At 52.5% G+C, this 16692-nt stretch carries 12 protein-coding genes, 2 pseudogenes and 1 CRISPR repeat array (1 of these 15 running past the window's edge); of the genes and pseudogenes, 12 read left to right on the top strand and 2 right to left on the bottom strand.

The window, feature by feature from the left end:
* The first annotated feature begins 84 nt into the window (after positions 1-84).
* Both PUR_RS01425 and clpB read left to right on the top strand, forming a co-directional pair.
* Positions 85-1074, top strand: a complete 990-nt coding sequence (locus tag PUR_RS01425) for a DnaJ C-terminal domain-containing protein (protein ID WP_179033705.1) — start codon at positions 85-87, stop codon at positions 1072-1074.
* Positions 1075-1169: 95 nt separating this feature from the next.
* Positions 1170-3806, top strand: a complete 2637-nt coding sequence (gene clpB / locus PUR_RS01430) for an ATP-dependent chaperone ClpB (protein ID WP_179033706.1) — start codon at positions 1170-1172, stop codon at positions 3804-3806.
* Positions 3807-3813: 7 nt separating this feature from the next.
* On the opposite strand, the gene PUR_RS01435 is transcribed toward clpB, so the two are convergent.
* Positions 3814-3987 (bottom strand): hypothetical protein, encoded by a 174-nt coding sequence (locus PUR_RS01435; RefSeq protein WP_179033707.1) that lies wholly within the window; start codon positions 3985-3987, stop codon positions 3814-3816.
* 279 nt (positions 3988-4266) lie between these two features.
* Here PUR_RS01435 and PUR_RS01440 point away from each other — a divergent pair, with 279 nt between their 5' ends.
* From PUR_RS01440 to cas5c (PUR_RS01455), 4 genes and pseudogenes are all read left to right on the top strand, one after another.
* Positions 4267-4764, top strand: coding sequence for a hypothetical protein (locus tag PUR_RS01440; protein WP_232101669.1), 498 nt, complete (start codon positions 4267-4269; stop codon positions 4762-4764).
* A gap of 14 nt (positions 4765-4778) precedes the next feature.
* A complete protein-coding gene (locus PUR_RS01445) occupies positions 4779-4982 on the top strand; it encodes a hypothetical protein (protein ID WP_179033709.1) in 204 nt (67 codons plus the stop codon).
* A 245-nt stretch (positions 4983-5227) separates the two neighbouring features.
* Positions 5228-7657 carry a CRISPR-associated helicase Cas3' gene (cas3, locus tag PUR_RS01450; protein ID WP_179033710.1) on the top strand — a complete coding sequence of 810 codons (2430 nt, stop codon included), beginning with the start codon at positions 5228-5230 and terminating at the stop codon, positions 7655-7657.
* A 29-nt stretch (positions 7658-7686) separates the two neighbouring features.
* Positions 7687-7947 (top strand): annotated as a pseudogene (gene cas5c / locus PUR_RS01455) (type I-C CRISPR-associated protein Cas5c); the annotation flags it as partial.
* 280 nt (positions 7948-8227) lie between these two features.
* Here the strand turns inward: cas5c (PUR_RS01455) and PUR_RS01460 are convergent.
* The gene (locus PUR_RS01460; RefSeq protein ID WP_179033711.1) at positions 8228-9343 is read right to left on the bottom strand and encodes an IS110 family RNA-guided transposase; all 1116 of its coding nucleotides are present in this window, start codon (positions 9341-9343) and stop codon (positions 8228-8230) included.
* Between the two features lie 100 nt (positions 9344-9443).
* On the opposite strand from PUR_RS01460, the pseudogene cas5c (PUR_RS01465) reads away from it, so the two are divergent.
* The 6 genes and pseudogenes from cas5c (PUR_RS01465) to cas2 all read left to right on the top strand — a co-directional run.
* A pseudogene (gene cas5c, locus PUR_RS01465) lies at positions 9444-9905 on the top strand (type I-C CRISPR-associated protein Cas5c); the annotation flags it as partial.
* Positions 9902-11818, top strand: a complete 1917-nt coding sequence (gene cas8c / locus PUR_RS01470; protein WP_179033712.1) for a type I-C CRISPR-associated protein Cas8c/Csd1 — start codon at positions 9902-9904, stop codon at positions 11816-11818. The pseudogene cas5c (PUR_RS01465) and the gene cas8c, both read left to right, overlap by 4 nt.
* Positions 11818-12696 carry a type I-C CRISPR-associated protein Cas7/Csd2 gene (gene cas7c / locus PUR_RS01475; protein WP_179033713.1) on the top strand — a complete coding sequence of 293 codons (879 nt, stop codon included), beginning with the start codon at positions 11818-11820 and terminating at the stop codon, positions 12694-12696. The genes cas8c and cas7c overlap by 1 nt, the downstream gene beginning before the upstream one ends.
* Positions 12683-13342, top strand: a complete 660-nt coding sequence (gene cas4, locus PUR_RS01480; protein ID WP_179033714.1) for a CRISPR-associated protein Cas4 — start codon at positions 12683-12685, stop codon at positions 13340-13342. Before cas7c ends, cas4 begins: the two co-directional genes overlap by 14 nt.
* Positions 13339-14370, top strand: a complete 1032-nt coding sequence (gene cas1c, locus PUR_RS01485; protein ID WP_179033715.1) for a type I-C CRISPR-associated endonuclease Cas1c — start codon at positions 13339-13341, stop codon at positions 14368-14370. Before cas4 ends, cas1c begins: the two co-directional genes overlap by 4 nt.
* A gap of 9 nt (positions 14371-14379) precedes the next feature.
* A complete protein-coding gene (gene cas2 / locus PUR_RS01490; RefSeq protein ID WP_179037695.1) occupies positions 14380-14670 on the top strand; it encodes a CRISPR-associated endonuclease Cas2 in 291 nt (96 codons plus the stop codon).
* A gap of 182 nt (positions 14671-14852) precedes the next feature.
* A CRISPR array of direct repeats spans positions 14853-16692; the repeat unit is 32 nt; unit sequence GTCGCACCCTATGCGGGTGCGTGGATTGAAAT (it continues 2784 nt past the right edge of the window).

Raw genomic sequence — 16692 nt, forward strand, 5'->3', positions numbered from 1 at the left:
ATATGCGGGTTTGGGGGATCAATTCGATTACAGCGGCCGCATTAGGGGGAAATAAATAATATAGGAAAGAAAGGGGGCGCGCAGATGGCGGAAACCGGATATTATGATGTGCTTGGCGTCAGCAAGGACGCGTCCAGGCAGGACATTAAAAAGGCGTACCAGAAGCTAGCCAAGCAGTGGCATCCCGACGTGAACAAGGCGCCCGAGGCGGAGGAACGATTCAAGAAAATAGCTGAGGCGTACGAAACGCTTGGGAACGAGGAGAAACGCAAAGCCTACAATGAAGCGGCGAAATACGGCTTCGGGCGCGGACCGTCGGGCGGCAGCGCATCCTGGGGAGCTCCGGGCGAAGGATGGAGCGGAAGCTATTCTTTCGGCGGCGCGGACATTCCGGACGGCGACCTGTTTGAGATGTTCTTCGGCAGCAGAGGAGCGGCCGACCGGACGGGATTCGATTTCAACCCGGGCGGAAGACGTCCGGGAACAGGCGGTTTCGCCGGAGTCATGGGCGGTATGGGCGGCATGATGGAAGCGCGGCTCGACATTACGCTGGAACAGGCGTATAAAGGCGGCGCCGTTACCGTGCAGGCCGGAGAGAGGACGGTGACCGTGAATATCCCGCCAAGGTCGGGTGACGGAACGGTAATCTCCGTGCCGGGAAGCGGAGATCGCGGACGGCGGGGCGAAGATGAAATGCTGATTATCCTGAACATCCGCGCTCATGAGACTTACGAAGTGAGCGGCGGGGATCTTCGCGGAATCCTCCAAATTGCTCCCTGGCAAGCCGTCCTTGGCGGCGCCGTAAAAGTATCCTTGCCGGACGGAAGCGCGGTCAAGCTGAAGATTCCGGCAGGCATCCGGAGCGGCAGGACGCTGCGGATACCAGGCAAGGGGCTGAAGCGGGAGAACGGATCATACGGAGATGTCCTGTTCGACATCGAGCTGGTTGTGCCGGAACACGTAAGCGAGGCTGAGAAGCAACTGTACCGGCAGCTTGAGCATTCCTCAAGCTTTCAGGCGGGCGCCAAAAAGCGGGGCGCGGAAGACAAGCGCCGCGGAGCCGCGGCCGGTTGAGCGGTAGGAGGACAAGCGGCAGAACAAGTAAGAACTGGAGCGAATGATTGAATGATTAAGGCAAGAGATCATATAAGGAAGGGAATGAAGCGGAAATGGACTTCAATAAATTAACGCAAAAGCTGCAGGAGGCGGTCGCTTCCGCGCAGTCATTGGCCTCGGGCGCAGGTCACCAGGAGATCGATAATCCGCATCTGCTCAAAGCGCTGCTTGAGCAGCATGAGGGGCTGCTGCCCCGGCTGCTGCAAAAAATGAACGTGCCCGTGAACGACCTGCTGTGCCGCACGGATGAATTGCTGCGGCGTAGGGCCTCTGTCGGCGGCACGGGCGCCGGAACGGTGCGGCGGTACGCTTCGCCCGCGCTGATCGCCACGCTGGAACAGGCCGAGAAGGAAGCGGCGGCCATGCAGGATGAATTTGTGGCGGTGGAGCATGCCGTGCTGGCGATGGTATCCGGCAGCGGTGGGAATGCGGATATCCGCCGGATTTTTGAAGCCCAGGGTGTGACGCGCGAGAAGCTGCTGCAGGTGCTGGCGGAGATCCGCGGGCACCAGCGGGTGACGAGCCGGGAGCCGGAAGCGACATACGAGGTGCTGGAGAAATATGGCCGCGACCTCGTCGCCGAGGTGCGCGCGGGCAAGGTTGATCCCGTCATCGGCCGCGACGGCGAGATCCGCCGGGTTATCCGGATTCTCTCCCGGAAGACGAAGAACAATCCGGTGCTGATCGGCGAGCCGGGCGTCGGCAAGACGGCGATTGTGGAAGGCCTGGCCCACCGGATTGTCCGCCGCGACGTGCCGGAGGGCCTGAAGGACAAGACGATTTTCTCCCTCGACATGAGCGCGCTTGTCGCCGGAGCGAAGTACCGCGGCGAGTTCGAGGAGCGGCTTCAGGCCGTTCTAAAGGAGATCAAGGAGAGCGACGGCCGGATTATCCTGTTCATCGACGAGCTGCATACGATTGTCGGCGCGGGCAAGACCGAAGGGGCAATGGATGCGGGCAACATGCTGAAGCCGATGCTGGCCAGAGGCGAGCTGCACTGTATCGGCGCCACGACGCTCGATGAGTACCGCAAGTACATCGAGAAGGACCCGGCGCTGGAACGCCGGTTCCAGCAGGTGCTGGTCAGCGAGCCGGACGTCGAGGACACGATTTCGATTCTGCGCGGCCTGAAAGAGCGTTTCGAGGTGCATCACGGCGTCAAAATCCACGACAGCGCGCTGGTGGCCGCGGGCGTATTGTCCAACCGCTACATTACCGACCGCTTCCTGCCGGACAAGGCGATCGACCTAGTCGACGAGGCCTGCGCGATGATCCGCACGGAGATTGACTCCATGCCGGGCGAAATGGATGAAGTGACCCGGCGGCTGATGCAGATGGAAATCGAAGAAGCGGCGCTCAAAAAAGAAACCGACGACGCCAGTCGTCGCCGTCTGGAATCGCTCCAGCGGGAGCTGGCGGATCTCAAGGAGAAGCACCTGGAAATGACGGCCCGTTGGGAGAAGGAGAAGTCGGCCATTTCCGGCGTCCGCGAGCTGAAGAAAAGATTGGAGCAGGCGCGAATGGACCTGGAGCGCGCCCAGGAAGAGTACGATCTGAACAAATCGGCTGAGCTGAGCTACGGCATTATCCCCGACCTTGAGCGGCAGGTGAAGGCTGCGGAGGAAGCGGCGCAGCAGGACGGCGACTCCCGGCTGCTGCGCGAAGCGGTGACCGAGGACGAAATTGCCGACATCGTTTCCCGCTGGACCGGCGTTCCGGTCAGCCGGCTCGTCGAGGGCGAACGCGACAAGCTGCTGCGCCTGGAAGAGACGCTGCATCAGCGCGTCGTTGGCCAGGACGAAGCGGTGTCGCTGGTGTCCGACGCCGTGCTGCGGGCGAGAGCGGGCATCAAGGACCCGAACCGGCCGATCGGTTCGTTCCTGTTCCTTGGCCCGACCGGCGTTGGCAAGACAGAGCTGGCGAAGGCGCTGGCGGCGGCGCTGTTCGACCGCGAGGACGGCATGATCCGTATCGACATGTCGGAGTACATGGAGAAGCACAGCGTGTCCCGGCTGGTCGGCGCGCCTCCGGGATATGTCGGCTACGAGGAGGGGGGCCAGCTTACGGAAGCGGTGCGGCGCCAACCTTATACGGTTATCCTGCTGGATGAAGTGGAGAAGGCCCATCCGGACGTCTTCAACATCCTGCTGCAGCTGCTCGATGACGGCCGCCTAACCGATTCGCAAGGGCGGATCGTCGATTTCAAGAATACAATTATCATCATGACTTCAAATATCGGCTCGCCTCATCTCATTCAGGGCACCGACGATAACGGCGACCTTACGCCTGCGGTCAAGGAGCGCGTCATGCGCGAGCTGCGGGGCCATTTCCGCCCCGAGTTCCTGAACCGGGTGGACGATATCGTGATGTTCAAGCCGTTGTCGCTTGGCGAAATCCGCCAAATCGTCGGCAAGCTGGTGGACGGCCTGCGGGCGCGCCTGGCCGAGCGGCAGGTCGGCCTTGTCCTCACGGACGATGCGGTGCGCTTTATCGCGAAGGAAGGCTTCGATCCCGTATACGGCGCGCGGCCGCTGAAGCGGTTCATCCAACGCAGCCTGGAAACCCGGGTCGCCCGGGCGCTGATCTCCGGAGAGGCGGGCGAAGGCTCCGTCCTGAAGGTCAGTGAGTCGGACGGCGGGCTGACGGTGACGATTGAGAAGCCGGAAGCCGCGCCAATTGGCAAAGCGTAATACAGTTTTAAAGTATCCGCAGACGAACAGAACAGGGATTTCCCGAAACCTTTAAGGCAATGGGAAGTCCCTGTTTTTTCATTGCGGTTAAATCAGAATCCTTGCCAATAAAGTCAACGAACAATTCGGAAAGTCCTGCAACGTCATCGGTTTTCGCTTTTCTAACTGTAATATGCTTCAAAAATAGCACCTCCCATGATATTCCAAATTATTTTACTATAATATGGAGAGTTGGGAGTATGGGATTTTCTCTCCGCCATTAAAAACTGGTGTTAAAAACCTAGGTTTCCCTAAGGCGGTAAGGCAGTGGGAAAGACTTTTTTAACTTGCATTTGCGGTTGATGCAACAGCTTGTCTACAATATATGACTAGATTAGCATTATTATCCTGGGGATCTTGTTAAAATAAAAAATAAAGAATTATAAGCCGATTTTATTATATCGTCACTATGATTCCAGATTTGAAAGGGGTGATTTCCATTGCTGATTGGTACCTTGAGGATATAGAGGGCAATCTACATAAGGCTTTTTTCATAGAAGTAGCTCGTAAAGACGTTGGCAAAATGAAGTGGGAGCGTAAGATTTCCTGGGGGCGTGAACTAACTTATGGGAAGCAGGATGGTCGGAAGGTGTACAAGCTTGTTGATTCGGCTACTAAGATGATACATGGTGGCATATCAATGAGGGATGCTGTTGACCATGTATTTATACACTTAATTGAATCTGCGACCCATAATCGTGAAGATCCCAGGAGGTTTATCAATGTCACTCGCTTGCTTATTGCATTTGCGGGTATGCGCAGCGTTGATATAGGCGCAGATGGATTCTTAGCCCTCGAACCGAAGACGGGATTGGAAAATTACTATGCGGATCGATATAAGGCTTACTCGCTTACCGGACGCAAAGTAGGTATAGCCGGTCCTGTTACGAAATACTGGATTCGTGTATACTATAAGTGAAAGGATGTGATCACATGCCTCGTAAAGTGATGGCTGTTCAGGGATCCGGTGGACGACCTATTCGCGTTTCAATCGGCGTTAAACAACAGGAGCGCATCGTTGATCCCACTGGTTTTCTTACCCATTCGTCTCAAAGGTTGACCAGAACAGAACATGAAGTATTTCAGGAGTGGAAACGGAAGGTACAATCCGGTGAAATTAATATTGAATATCCGTAAAAAGGATTGGATCCGTCGATAAGACGGGTCTTTTTTTATGTTTTTTTATGGCTCTCCTCATGCTTTTAATTTATATGGCTTGATATTTCTTTGACGCATAATCGCGCAATTTGGGAAAAAAGGATATTTTTCTTTAATATTTGTATAAAGGTGGAAGGAATGTGTCGCATGTCGGCGAAAAAGATAAAATGAGTCTTCAATCACTTGTTAGTTTGGATCATCAGACTAAGCGGACAGGAGGAACAATGGAATATATTGCTCATATCCGTCAAAAGGATGGGGAAATTCAGTCGGTGAATGCGCATTTGGAGGAAGTGCGTTCCGGTTGCGAGTATTACGGGGAAAAAGGTGGCGTCCGCCATCTGGCCGGAATGGCCGGATGGCTGCACGACCTTGGGAAAAATACCAATGCTTTTAAAAATTACATTCAAGAAGCGGCAGCTCATCCGGATGCTCCTCCGCGCAAAGGTTCCGTCGATCATTCTACAGCAGGAGGGCGGCTGCTCTACCGCCGATATCATTGGGGTGCGGCAAAAGTGGAAGACAAGGTGGCGTCGGAATGGATCGGAAATTGTATCATCTCGCATCATCAGAGTTTGAGAGATTTTCTTGATCCCGACTGCAAGTCGCCTTTTCTTGAGCGGGTAGCGCTAAAAAAAGATGGAATGGAGGAATATGAACAAGCGGTCTCCGTTTTTTTCGAGCAGCGGTCCGGAGAAGAGTTCGACCATTACTTCGCCAAAGCCAAGGCGGAAATGAAGCAAGTCCTGGAAGCTATTCATGAGCATAAACTTCCTTCCATCACTGCTTCCCTGATGATTAAATACATATTCAGCTGTCTGATTGACGCCGACCGGACGAACACTCGGCAGTTTGAAGAAGATGAAACCACAGAGTGGGGCAGGGACAGTCAACCGTTCTTCGCCAGAAGCTACGAGAAATTAATGAACGCCATTCATTCCTTTGATGGGGCGGCGGATGCCGATCATCCAATCAATCTTCTGCGGCGCGGAATGTCCCGTCAATGTGAAGATTTTGCTGTGCGTCCATCGGGCATCTATACCTTATCCATTCCTACCGGAGGAGGGAAGACGCTCGCGAGCCTGCGTTATGCACTCAAGCATGCGCTAACCTATGGCAAGGAGCGAATTATCTATATCGTTCCTTATACGACGATTATCGAACAGAATGCCCAAGATATTAGAGATATTCTTCAGGATGACGACATGATTCTGGAGCATCATTCCAATGTTATCGAGGATCGTGACGATGAGTCTGAAGCCTATGATATTCGCCGTAAGAAGCTCAGACTGGCTAGGGATAATTGGGACCGGCCAATTATTTTTACTACTATGGTGCAATTTCTGAATACCTTCTACGCCAAGGGAACACGCAACGCTCGAAGAATGCATCAATTGGCGAACGCCGTTATTATCTTCGACGAGGTTCAATCCATACCTGTGAAATGCGTCTCCTTGTTCAACGCTGCGTTGAATTTCCTGCATGTTCTGGGTAATTCCAGTCTTGTGCTCTGTACCGCTACACAGCCCGCGCTTGATTTCGTCAAGAACAAACTTCACTTGCCGGAGCAAGCGGAGATGATTGGCAATCTGGATGAGGTGGGCAGAAGTTTCAAACGGGTGGAGATAGAGGATAGGACGACGTCTGCGGGATGGGGAGCTGAAGAAATATCGGGTTTTATCGGACAAAATTTACAGGATGTACGAAGCGTGCTTGTCATTCTGAATACGAAAACAGCGATTCGCAAATTGTTCTTCCAATTGGAACAGGCAGAATGGCTTATTGACGGCGAGGTATTGCTGTTTCATTTAAGCACTAATATGTGCGCGGCTCACCGTAAAGATGTGCTGGCGGAGGTGAAAGCGGCACTTGAAGCTGGGAAACGGGCGGTTTGCGTCAGCACACAGCTGATTGAAGCCGGAGTAAATATCAGCTTTGAGTGCGTAATCCGCTCCCTGGCGGGACTGGATTCCATTGCTCAGGCAGCGGGCAGGTGCAACCGTCACGGTAAAGATCCGATTCGCAAGGTGTATATCATCCGGTCTGCTGATGAGAAGCTAACCTCGCTGGCGGAAATATCCGTTGGCGCGGACAAAACAGAGCGTTTGCTGGGTGAATTTAAGCGGGAACCCGAAAAGTTTGGTCGCGATTTGTTATCGCCTGCCGCAATGAAAACCTATTTTGAATATTACTTTGATCACATTAAAGAGGAACTGGACTATTATATTCCGAAGCTGGACAAGCAGATGTTTGATTTGCTTGGCGTTAACAAGGATTACTTTGGTGCCTACAAAAACAGGTATAGGAAAAATCCCGAGGTGCTGAGCAGAGCGTCTTTTGCTACGGCCGAGCATTATTTCGAGGTGATTTCCAATTCGGCCACTTCCGTTATCGTGCCTTATAACGAAGAGGCAAGGGACCTGATTCTGGCGCTGAACGGTGACCTGGATATCAGAGAACTTGGAGAACTGCTGCGAAAGTCGCAGCAATATGTAGTGAATATCTACGATCAAGAGCTGAAGAAACTGGAGAAGAACGGAGATCTATATCCGCTGCTGCATGGTCACGTTCTGGCGCTGCGTGAAACGGCATATACCGAACGGTTTGGAGTAAACGCAGAAGGAGACGGCGAATGGTCGATGGCGATGATATGAGAATGGATAGAACGAAAGGAGAGTGAAAAATGCGCAATCAAATTGAGTTCGAAGTCTACGGGAACTACGCCTTGTTCACGGACCCGCTTACGAAAATCGGCGGCGAGAAGTTCAGCTGCCAAGTCCCCACCCATCAGGCATTAAAAGGTATCGTAGAATCAATCTATTGGAAACCTACCATAATTTGGTATATTGATGAAGTTCGCGTTATGAACGCCATTCAAACCGAATCGAAGGGTATACGCCCAATCGAGTACAGCGGCGGAAATACTTTGGCCTACTATACATACTGCTATGAACAAATCTGTCAAGCACACAGTTACACACAGGGGCTAAATGGCTCGGCACGGGACAAAAATGCAGTCGTCGGCTTGCACACTGCTATTCGTGGGTTGGATACCACAGGGTAAGCCTTCGTATGGAGAGCTTCCGCAAACTTAGAACGCACGTCCTGGGATGAATCCCGGGTGCAAGAATGTATCGCGGATTCTCTCCAACCTTTTCTTTTGTCCCGGGCCCAGCCTTCCAGCCCGGACGTTCTGCTTCTGCCTGTTGCAGAGGGAGATGACTCTAGTGGGCCGCAGCGCTCTCCACTTCGCAGGCCACCGCCCACACAAACCCGCATAATTCACGCGCCACTGCGGCCACCGCCAGATTCTTCGCCTTACCTCGTTGTACCAGCTTCCGGTATTTCGTATGCAACCGTTCCTGGGCCTTCCATGAAATCAGCTGAATCTGCGGGTTTAATTCTTCCTGTCGCTTGGCGATTTCGCCCCGCACCGCCGGCTTGTGCCGGTAGCTCCACGCCGCTTCCACCAGCAAACGCCGCGCATGCCGGTTCCCCGTCTTTGTCAGTTTCCCCCGCCGCACACTCTGCCCTGACGAATACTCCCTCGGCACCAGCCCCAGGTACGCCATCAGTTGCATCGGGCTGCGAAAACGCCGGAAACTGCCGATTTCGGCCACCAGCGACACCGCCGTCACGAATGCCACCCCTCGCAACCCTTGCAGCGCCTTGACCAACGCTCCGTTCGCGCCCTGGGCGGCCTGCTCCAAAAGTCCCGTTTCGATCCTCTTCAGCCGCTCTTCTCCTTCTTTCACGGCGTGCAAATATTCCCGAAACGTTATCGCTTGCGCTTCCTGCTCCAGCTTCAGCCCTTCCAGCCACAGCCGGTAGCGTTTCGTCCATCTACGTTTAATTCCCGCCGGCGGTGTGATTGAGTACCGCAACAGAAACTTCAGCAGCCGCTGCTTCGCCCGGTGCAGATCTTCCCGGGCGTCTTCCCGCGCCCGCACCAGGTCCCGCAGCGCTTCGTCTTCCGCGCTTGGCACGTAGACCCCGCTCAGTTCGCCGGCCCGAAGCAGCTCCGAAAGGCGCAAAGCATCCCGTCGGTCCGTCTTGACCTGATCTCCACGCCGTACCGGGATGAGCGATGGCGCCACCACCATGCAACGCACACCCAGGCTCGTCAGCAAACGGTGCAGTCCGTAGCCTGTCGGTCCAGCCTCGTAGCAAATCTCCAGATCTCCCTTTTTTCCCAGTTGTTTCAGCAGTTTGCGGATCGCTCCAGCTTCGTGCTTGATCGCTCCCACATAGCGGGCGGCGTCTCTGCCGCTTTCCGCTACCGCCACCGCTATTGTTTCTTTCGATACATCCAATCCTACATATTTTGTGGTATAATTCATTCCAACCAGCTCCTTTGCTTGTAGCTCTGAAATGGGGGTTCTCGCTTCCATTTTAACCTACGTCCTGCAAACGTGAGCTGGCCTTTTTGTTCATCTTAACTTAAAGGCACCCAAATATCAGGTCAGAGCCCATTTTGAGTTCAACCCTCATCGTGAAGACCTGATTCACGACCGTAACGAAAACAAGCATTTTAGCATTGCGAAACGCTCAGTTCAGGCGGGAGGACGCAGAGATATTTTTCTCGGAACCCGAGAATGTCAGGGATATGTCGAACCTTGTATTTTTGGTGAAGGCGAGGGCTTCTACGACAATATCCCGGAGATTGATTTCGGCCTTATGATGCATGGCATCAATTACCCGGATGAAACGGGTAAGAGCGATCTCGAAACCCGTCTATGGCGAGCCAAGATGGAGCATGGCATTATTCGGTTTATCCGTCCGGAGGAATGCACATTGGTACGCAAGACAGGGAAGGGAGTAGCCAAATCGTTCACAACGGCGAATATGCAGTCTGTGGACACCCTGTATGCGGAATTGTTCGGGGAGGAGGAGCGCCGATGACCTGGCTGGCCAACTTGCATAAGACGTACGAGAATCATTCACACGTCATTGGACAGTTTGAGAAGAAGAAAAATGACCGTGAATACGCGCTGATCCCCGTCTCGCACACTACGCAGAGTGCCCATATTGAAGTGAACTTGGATAAGACCGGAAACTTCGTTTCGGCGAAAGTAGTAGATAAGAGCGAGAGCAACACCATTATTCCGTGTACGGAGGCCTCGTCAAGCCGGACTAGCTCACCGGTTCCACATGCCCTTTTTGATAAATTGGTTTATGTTGCCGGAGATTTTACCCGCTACTGCGGAGAAGTGAAAGGAGCGCCATATGCGGATTATATGCGGCAGCTGCGCTCATGGTGCGAGTCGGATGCTGCTCATCCCAAGGTGAAGAGTGTTTACACATACCTTGCCAAAGGGACGCTGATGAGCGATTTGATCCGGGAAAAAGTGCTGTGGACTGACGATGAAGGCAAGCTGCTTGATAAGTGGACTCCAGCGATGGAGACAAAATACGGGGAGAAGCCTGAGATATTCAAAGTCATTGCCTCGGATCAGAGCGCGGCCTTTGTCCGGTTCTCCGTTCAAATTCCCGGCGAGCCTGAAGCGCGCCTGTGGCGCAACCCTGCCGTGCAGCAGTCTTTTATTGCTTTTAACGAGATGAACTTGGCGGAGAAAGAGCTGTGCTATGTGACCGGTGAATATCTGCCCTACGCGGATAAGCATGCGTCCCGCATCCGTAATTCCGCCGACAAATCAAAGCTGATCTCAGCCAATGATTCAAGCGGGTTCACTTACCGGGGGAGATTCCGCACGAGCCGGGATGCGGCGGCGGTCAGCTATGAAGTGTCGCAGAAAGCCCATAACGCGCTGAAATGGCTGATTGAGCGTCAGGGTATTGCAATTGACGGCAAGGTGTTTCTGGTATGGGGTACTCAGGAACTGGATCTGCCGGACCCATTAGGCGATGCGTTTACCCTGTATCAGGAGGAAGATGAACTGACCGGCGGAGACAACACGCATAAGGAATTCGCCAACCGGATTCGGCGCGCCATTGGAGGATATCGTTATGACAGCGATTATAAGTCGGATGTTATCATCATGGTTCTTGATGCGGCCACCCCGGGGCGGATGTCCATTGTCTATTACCGCGATTTGAACAAGGAGCTGTTTCTGGACCGTTTGCAGCATTGGCATGAAACCTGTTCCTGGCTGCATCGTTACCGGAAAAACAAAGATAACCAGTTTGTTGCGTTTGTCGGTGCCCCGGCTACACGGGATATTGCCTTCGCGGCCTACGGTCCGCGGGCAAGCGACAAGATCGTCAAGAATCTGATGGAACGCATGCTTCCGTCGATTGTCGATGAACGGAGGATTCCGCAGGATATTGTGCGAAGCGCCGTCCACCGGGCTTCCAATCCGACAGGGATGGAGGATTGGGAATGGGAGAAGACCCTTAGCATTACCTGCGCATTGATCAACAAGACTCATGAGAAGGAGGGCTTTGAAGTGGGCCTGGACGTCGAAAATACAAATCGCGATTACTTGTTTGGCAGGATGCTGGCCATCGCCGACGTGCTGGAGAGAAGGGCGCTCGGCAAGGAGGAGAAACGGGCGACGAATGCTTTACGGTACATGAATGCTTTTGCCCAGCATCCGGGCCGGACCTGGACGGTCATCCAAACCAATCTGCAGCCTTATCAAGCGAGAATGGGAACAGATGCAAGATATTATAACAGTTTGCTGGATGAGGTAGGCGCTCGGTTAAAGCCGGAAGATTTTACGGACAAGCCATTGGGCGGATTGTACCTGCTCGGATTTTACAGTCAGCGCAATGATTTGTATACAAGCAGGAAAGACAAGGAAGCCGCCGCTTTGCAAGCCAATAACACTACCGATGGGGGAGAGAACGAATAATGAGCACACTTGATCACAAAATTGATTTTGCCGTCGTGTTGTCCGTCCGCAACGCCAATCCGAACGGTGACCCGCTGAATGGAAACCGTCCCCGCCAGAATTATGATGGGCATGGAGAAATTTCGGATGTCTGCCTCAAGAGAAAAATCCGCAACCGTCTGCAGGATATGGGCGAATCGCTTCTTGTGCAGTCCGATGAAAGACGGGATGACGCTTACCGCAGCATTAAAGACCGCGTGGATGCCAATGCGGAAGTGCAGGAATTCGCCAAGGGCAAGAAAACGAATAACGATCTTTATGCCCAGGCGGCCTCCAAGGCATGGATAGACGTCCGCAGCTTCGGACAAGTCTTCGCTTTCAGCGGAGCGGAAGCATCCAGCGGGGTATCCATTGGCGTTCGCGGTCCGGTCTCGATTCATACGGCGGTAAGCGTCGATCCGATCGACATCTCCAGCATGCAGATCACCAAAAGCGTCAACGCCACAACCCCAAAGGACCCGAACAAAAAAAGCTCTGATACGATGGGCATGAAGCACAGAGTGGATTTTGGCGTTTACGTATTCTACGGAAGTATCAACACCCAACTGGCCGAAAAGACCGGATTTACCTATGAGGATGCGGAGAAGATCCGGCAGGCGCTGATCACACTATTCGAGAACGATACCTCCTCCGCGCGTCCTGACGGCAGTATGGAAGTTCATAAGGTTTACTGGTGGGAGCATAAGTCCAAGCTGGGACAGTATTCCTCGGCCAAAGTGCATCGCTCTTTGAACGTTAAGCTGAACGAAGGCGTCGGCGAAGCCAAGTCGTTCGATGATTATCTCTATACGCTTCAGCCGCTTGAAGGACTGGAAGCCCAAGAGTATGACGGGCTATAACGAGGAGGATTTTCTGCTGCTCTCAGGGATTCAGCATTACAACTTTTGTCGCAGACAATGGGCGCTTATCCACATTGAGCAGCAATGGGAAGAGAACGTTCGCACGCTGGAGGGCACATACGTACATAGAGTTGCGGATCAACCACTTATTCGGGAAAAAAGAGGGGATAAGTTGGTCGTTAGAGCTTTACCGGTGCAGTCCAGGGAACTTGGCATTACGGGAATCTGTGATGTGGTCGAATTTATCCGCGATCCCAAGGGAGTCCCGCTTGCAGGAGAGGAAGGACTATACCTTCCTTATCCTGTGGAGTACAAGCGCGGAAAGCCGAAGAGGGACGATTCAGACCGTTCCCAGCTAATAGCCCAGCTTATGTGCCTGGAAGAAATGCTGGCTTGCGATCTCACGCTCGGTTTTCTTTTTTATGATGAAATCAAGCATCGAGTGGAAGTTCCGGTTACCTCTTCGGATCGGGAGCGGGTGAAGGAAGTTTTACAGGAGATGCACCGCTTTTTTCAGAGGAATCATACCCCCAAGGCCAAGGTAGGGCCGCACTGCCAAAGTTGTTCTCTGAATTTGGTGTGCTTGCCCGAAATGATGAAGAGAAGAAGTGTTTCCAGTTTCATTGAGAGCAGGTTGAACGAATGAAAAAGCTGTTGAATACCCTCTTCGTCACCACGCCGGACACGTATTTATCGCTTGACGGCGAAAATATTGTCATAAAAAATGAAGAGAACGTTCTGGCACGCTATCCGCTGCACAATCTGGAGGGCGTATGTACTTTCGGGTACGCAGGTGCAAGCCCAGCTTTGATGGGATCGTGTGCTGAGCGCAATATTGCCTTAACCTTTATGACTCGAAATGGACGGTTTCTTGCGCGGGTCGTTGGAGAGAGCCGGGGAAATGTAGTGCTGCGCAAGGAGCAGTACCGTATTTCGGACAACGAGAGAAGAAGCGCTCTTGCTGCCAGAAATATGATTCTGGGGAAGATATACAACAGCAAATGGATATTGGAGCGCGCGACAAGGGATTATCCACTCCGGATCGATGTCAAACGAATAAAGCAAGTGACGGCTTCCTTATCTGAAACGATGCAGGTGGTACGGTATGTGGAAGATTTGGAAATCTTGCGGGGTCTGGAAGGAGCGGCGGCGGTCCAATACAACTCGGTTTTTGATGATTTGATCTTGCAGCAGAAAGAGGAGTTCTTCTTTCGCGGAAGGAATAAACGCCCGCCGCTAGATAATGTCAATGCCTTGTTGTCCTTCACGTATACTCTGCTGTCCAATGATATGAAAGCGGCTTTGGAGGCGGTTGGGCTGGATGCCTATGTGGGATTCCTTCACAGAGACCGTCCGGGTCGGGCTTCTCTGGCTCTTGACATGATGGAAGAACTTCGGGGAGTGTATGCGGATCGGCTGGTTATCTCTCTGATCAATAAGAAGCTTATTAATGCGAAGGGCTTCCACAGGAAGGAAAACGGTGCGGTGATCATGGATGAGGCCACCCGAAAGCAAGTCTTGACGGCATGGCAGGAGAAAAAGCAGGAGAAAATCATCCACCCTTATCTGAACGAAAAAATTTCGTGGGGGCTCGTGCCCTATGCCCAAGCTCTGCTGCTAGCCCGGACGATTCGGGGAGATCTGGACGAATATCCTCCATTTTTGTGGAAGTAGGTGTTGATTGTGTTAATCCTGATTACTTACGATGTAAGCACATCAACTAAAGAAGGAAGAAGGCGGCTGCACCAAGTATCCAAAAAGTGTCTCGATTACGGCCAAAGGGTTCAAAATTCCGTTTTTGAGTGTATCCTCGACTCGACTCAGTTCCGCCGCCTAAAATATGAATTAGAAGAATTGATTGATGAAGAAACAGATAGTTTGCGCTTCTACAACCTGGGAGACAAGCACAAAACCAAGGTCGAACACTTTGGTGTCAAAAGCTCTTATGATATGGAAGGCCCGCTTATCCTGTGAGGTGCGAATGAGAAGCTCCCATGTTTTCCCTAGGTCCTTCGCACCTCGAATTTTGTCGAAATCCCTACTCTTTAATTCTTCTTCAAAAAAGTCAATACTCAACTCATACCTTTTAGTAATCTTTTTTATGAAAATGCTCTGCTATTAATGCTTTTATTGGATTGATTGCGTGCATTTTCACTGTCGCACCCTATGCGGGTGCGTGGATTGAAATCGGTAATTGGTCAATTGGCTTTGATAATTGGTTCTGGTCGCACCCTATGCGGGTGCGTGGATTGAAATTACATAGGAAGGAGGAATGAAATTGACGGTTAGAAGTCGCACCCTATGCGGGTGCGTGGATTGAAATCTTCGGTCATATCAGTCATCGTCCGTGTATTCCTCGTCGCACCCTATGCGGGTGCGTGGATTGAAATGTTATCGTATATCGTATAATTAACCTTGATTTAATGTCGCACCCTATGCGGGTGCGTGGATTGAAATAATGTTACTGCGGTTTTATCCCCTTTCTAAATCGTCGCACCCTATGCGGGTGCGTGGATTGAAATGCAGTAGCTGACACAATTGAAGACCAGGCTGACGCCGTCGCACCCTATGCGGGTGCGTGGATTGAAATATCATAGATATCATCAAAATAACTGATGACGAAGGTCGCACCCTATGCGGGTGCGTGGATTGAAATATGAAGGATGCCAATCAGTTTCCCCAAATTGCTGGTCGCACCCTATGCGGGTGCGTGGATTGAAATATCCGAAATGTAATAATCATAAGGGTTCAAACTTTAGTCGCACCCTATGCGGGTGCGTGGATTGAAATATGATCTTAATTGTGACATCGTCCAGCTTAATTGTGTCGCACCCTATGCGGGTGCGTGGATTGAAATAACCTCCTTGGGTGCTGGGGTATCTGGGTAAAGGTCGCACCCTATGCGGGTGCGTGGATTGAAATCGGCCGGTGGATAGGTTCGAGGACTAACTTATCAGTCGCACCCTATGCGGGTGCGTGGATTGAAATTCTAAGCGTCATGATTGGTGTGGAAGCTGCTTTTTCGTCGCACCCTATGCGGGTGCGTGGATTGAAATCCCAGAAACCAGCGTGTTTCCGGCTGCGTCCTCCGTCGCACCCTATGCGGGTGCGTGGATTGAAATTTCGGGCTCCGGATCGGATGACTCAACGGCAGAGGTCGCACCCTATGCGGGTGCGTGGATTGAAATCACGGAAGGCCAGATTTCTTGGGCATATTTCGAGTCGCACCCTATGCGGGTGCGTGGATTGAAATTCCATCCACCAGTTAGCGGGTGAGTGTTGTACTCGTCGCACCCTATGCGGGTGCGTGGATTGAAATATGGGTCCGTTTGTCTTAGCTCCGCCGTTTGCTCGGTCGCACCCTATGCGGGTGCGTGGATTGAAATAGCATTGACACCCAGCAGTCCCGCCTCCGTATAAGTCGCACCCTATGCGGGTGCGTGGATTGAAATCACGAAAGGCATGTCCGCTTTTTAAGCTCTGACGTGGTCGCACCCTATGCGGGTGCGTGGATTGAAATCACAGCTGTATCACCAGTCCACCGTATCTTTGGCTCGTCGCACCCTATGCGGGTGCGTGGATTGAAATTTTCATGGTTTTCAGATATTCCTTTAGTTTATCTGTCGCACCCTATGCGGGTGCGTGGATTGAAATACCCTATGCGCAGTATTGGTCGAATGACGTGAACGTCGCACCCTATGCGGGTGCGTGGATTGAAATCATGCTTATCCTCTCCTTATGGGGCTATGCCCCTGTCGCACCCTATGCGGGTGCGTGGATTGAAATATACACGGTCGTGGGTTTAAAGACTAACAAGAGTGTCGCACCCTATGCGGGTGCGTGGATTGAAATGATATGTCGGTCAACGGTGTGACGCTGGAAGACGTCGCACCCTATGCGGGTGCGTGGATTGAAATTTGAGCAGCGGTCACATCTTTGCGGGACTGCCGTAGTCGCACCCTATGCGGGTGCGTGGATTGAAATCTGCTAGCGGAT

It is taken from the genome of Paenibacillus sp. URB8-2, from assembly GCF_013393385.1.
In the GTDB taxonomy this organism is placed as follows: Bacteria; Bacillota; Bacilli; order Paenibacillales; family Paenibacillaceae; genus Paenibacillus_AQ.

What these genes read in the sequence shown, in the direction of transcription:
- cas4 (WP_179033714.1), top strand. Translation starts at nt 12,683, where the DNA reads ATGACGGGCTATAACGAGGAGGATTTTCTGCTGCTCTCAGGGATTCAG.
- cas7c (WP_179033713.1), top strand. Translation starts at nt 11,818, where the DNA reads ATGAGCACACTTGATCACAAAATTGATTTTGCCGTCGTGTTGTCCGTC.
- cas3 (WP_179033710.1), top strand. Translation starts at nt 5,228, where the DNA reads ATGGAATATATTGCTCATATCCGTCAAAAGGATGGGGAAATTCAGTCG.
- PUR_RS01445 (WP_179033709.1), top strand. Translation starts at nt 4,779, where the DNA reads ATGCCTCGTAAAGTGATGGCTGTTCAGGGATCCGGTGGACGACCTATT.
- cas1c (WP_179033715.1), top strand. Translation starts at nt 13,339, where the DNA reads ATGAAAAAGCTGTTGAATACCCTCTTCGTCACCACGCCGGACACGTAT.
- PUR_RS01425 (WP_179033705.1), top strand. Translation starts at nt 85, where the DNA reads ATGGCGGAAACCGGATATTATGATGTGCTTGGCGTCAGCAAGGACGCG.
- clpB (WP_179033706.1), top strand. Translation starts at nt 1,170, where the DNA reads ATGGACTTCAATAAATTAACGCAAAAGCTGCAGGAGGCGGTCGCTTCC.
- cas8c (WP_179033712.1), top strand. Translation starts at nt 9,902, where the DNA reads ATGACCTGGCTGGCCAACTTGCATAAGACGTACGAGAATCATTCACAC.
- PUR_RS01460 (WP_179033711.1), bottom strand. Translation starts at nt 9,343, where the DNA reads ATGAATTATACCACAAAATATGTAGGATTGGATGTATCGAAAGAAACA.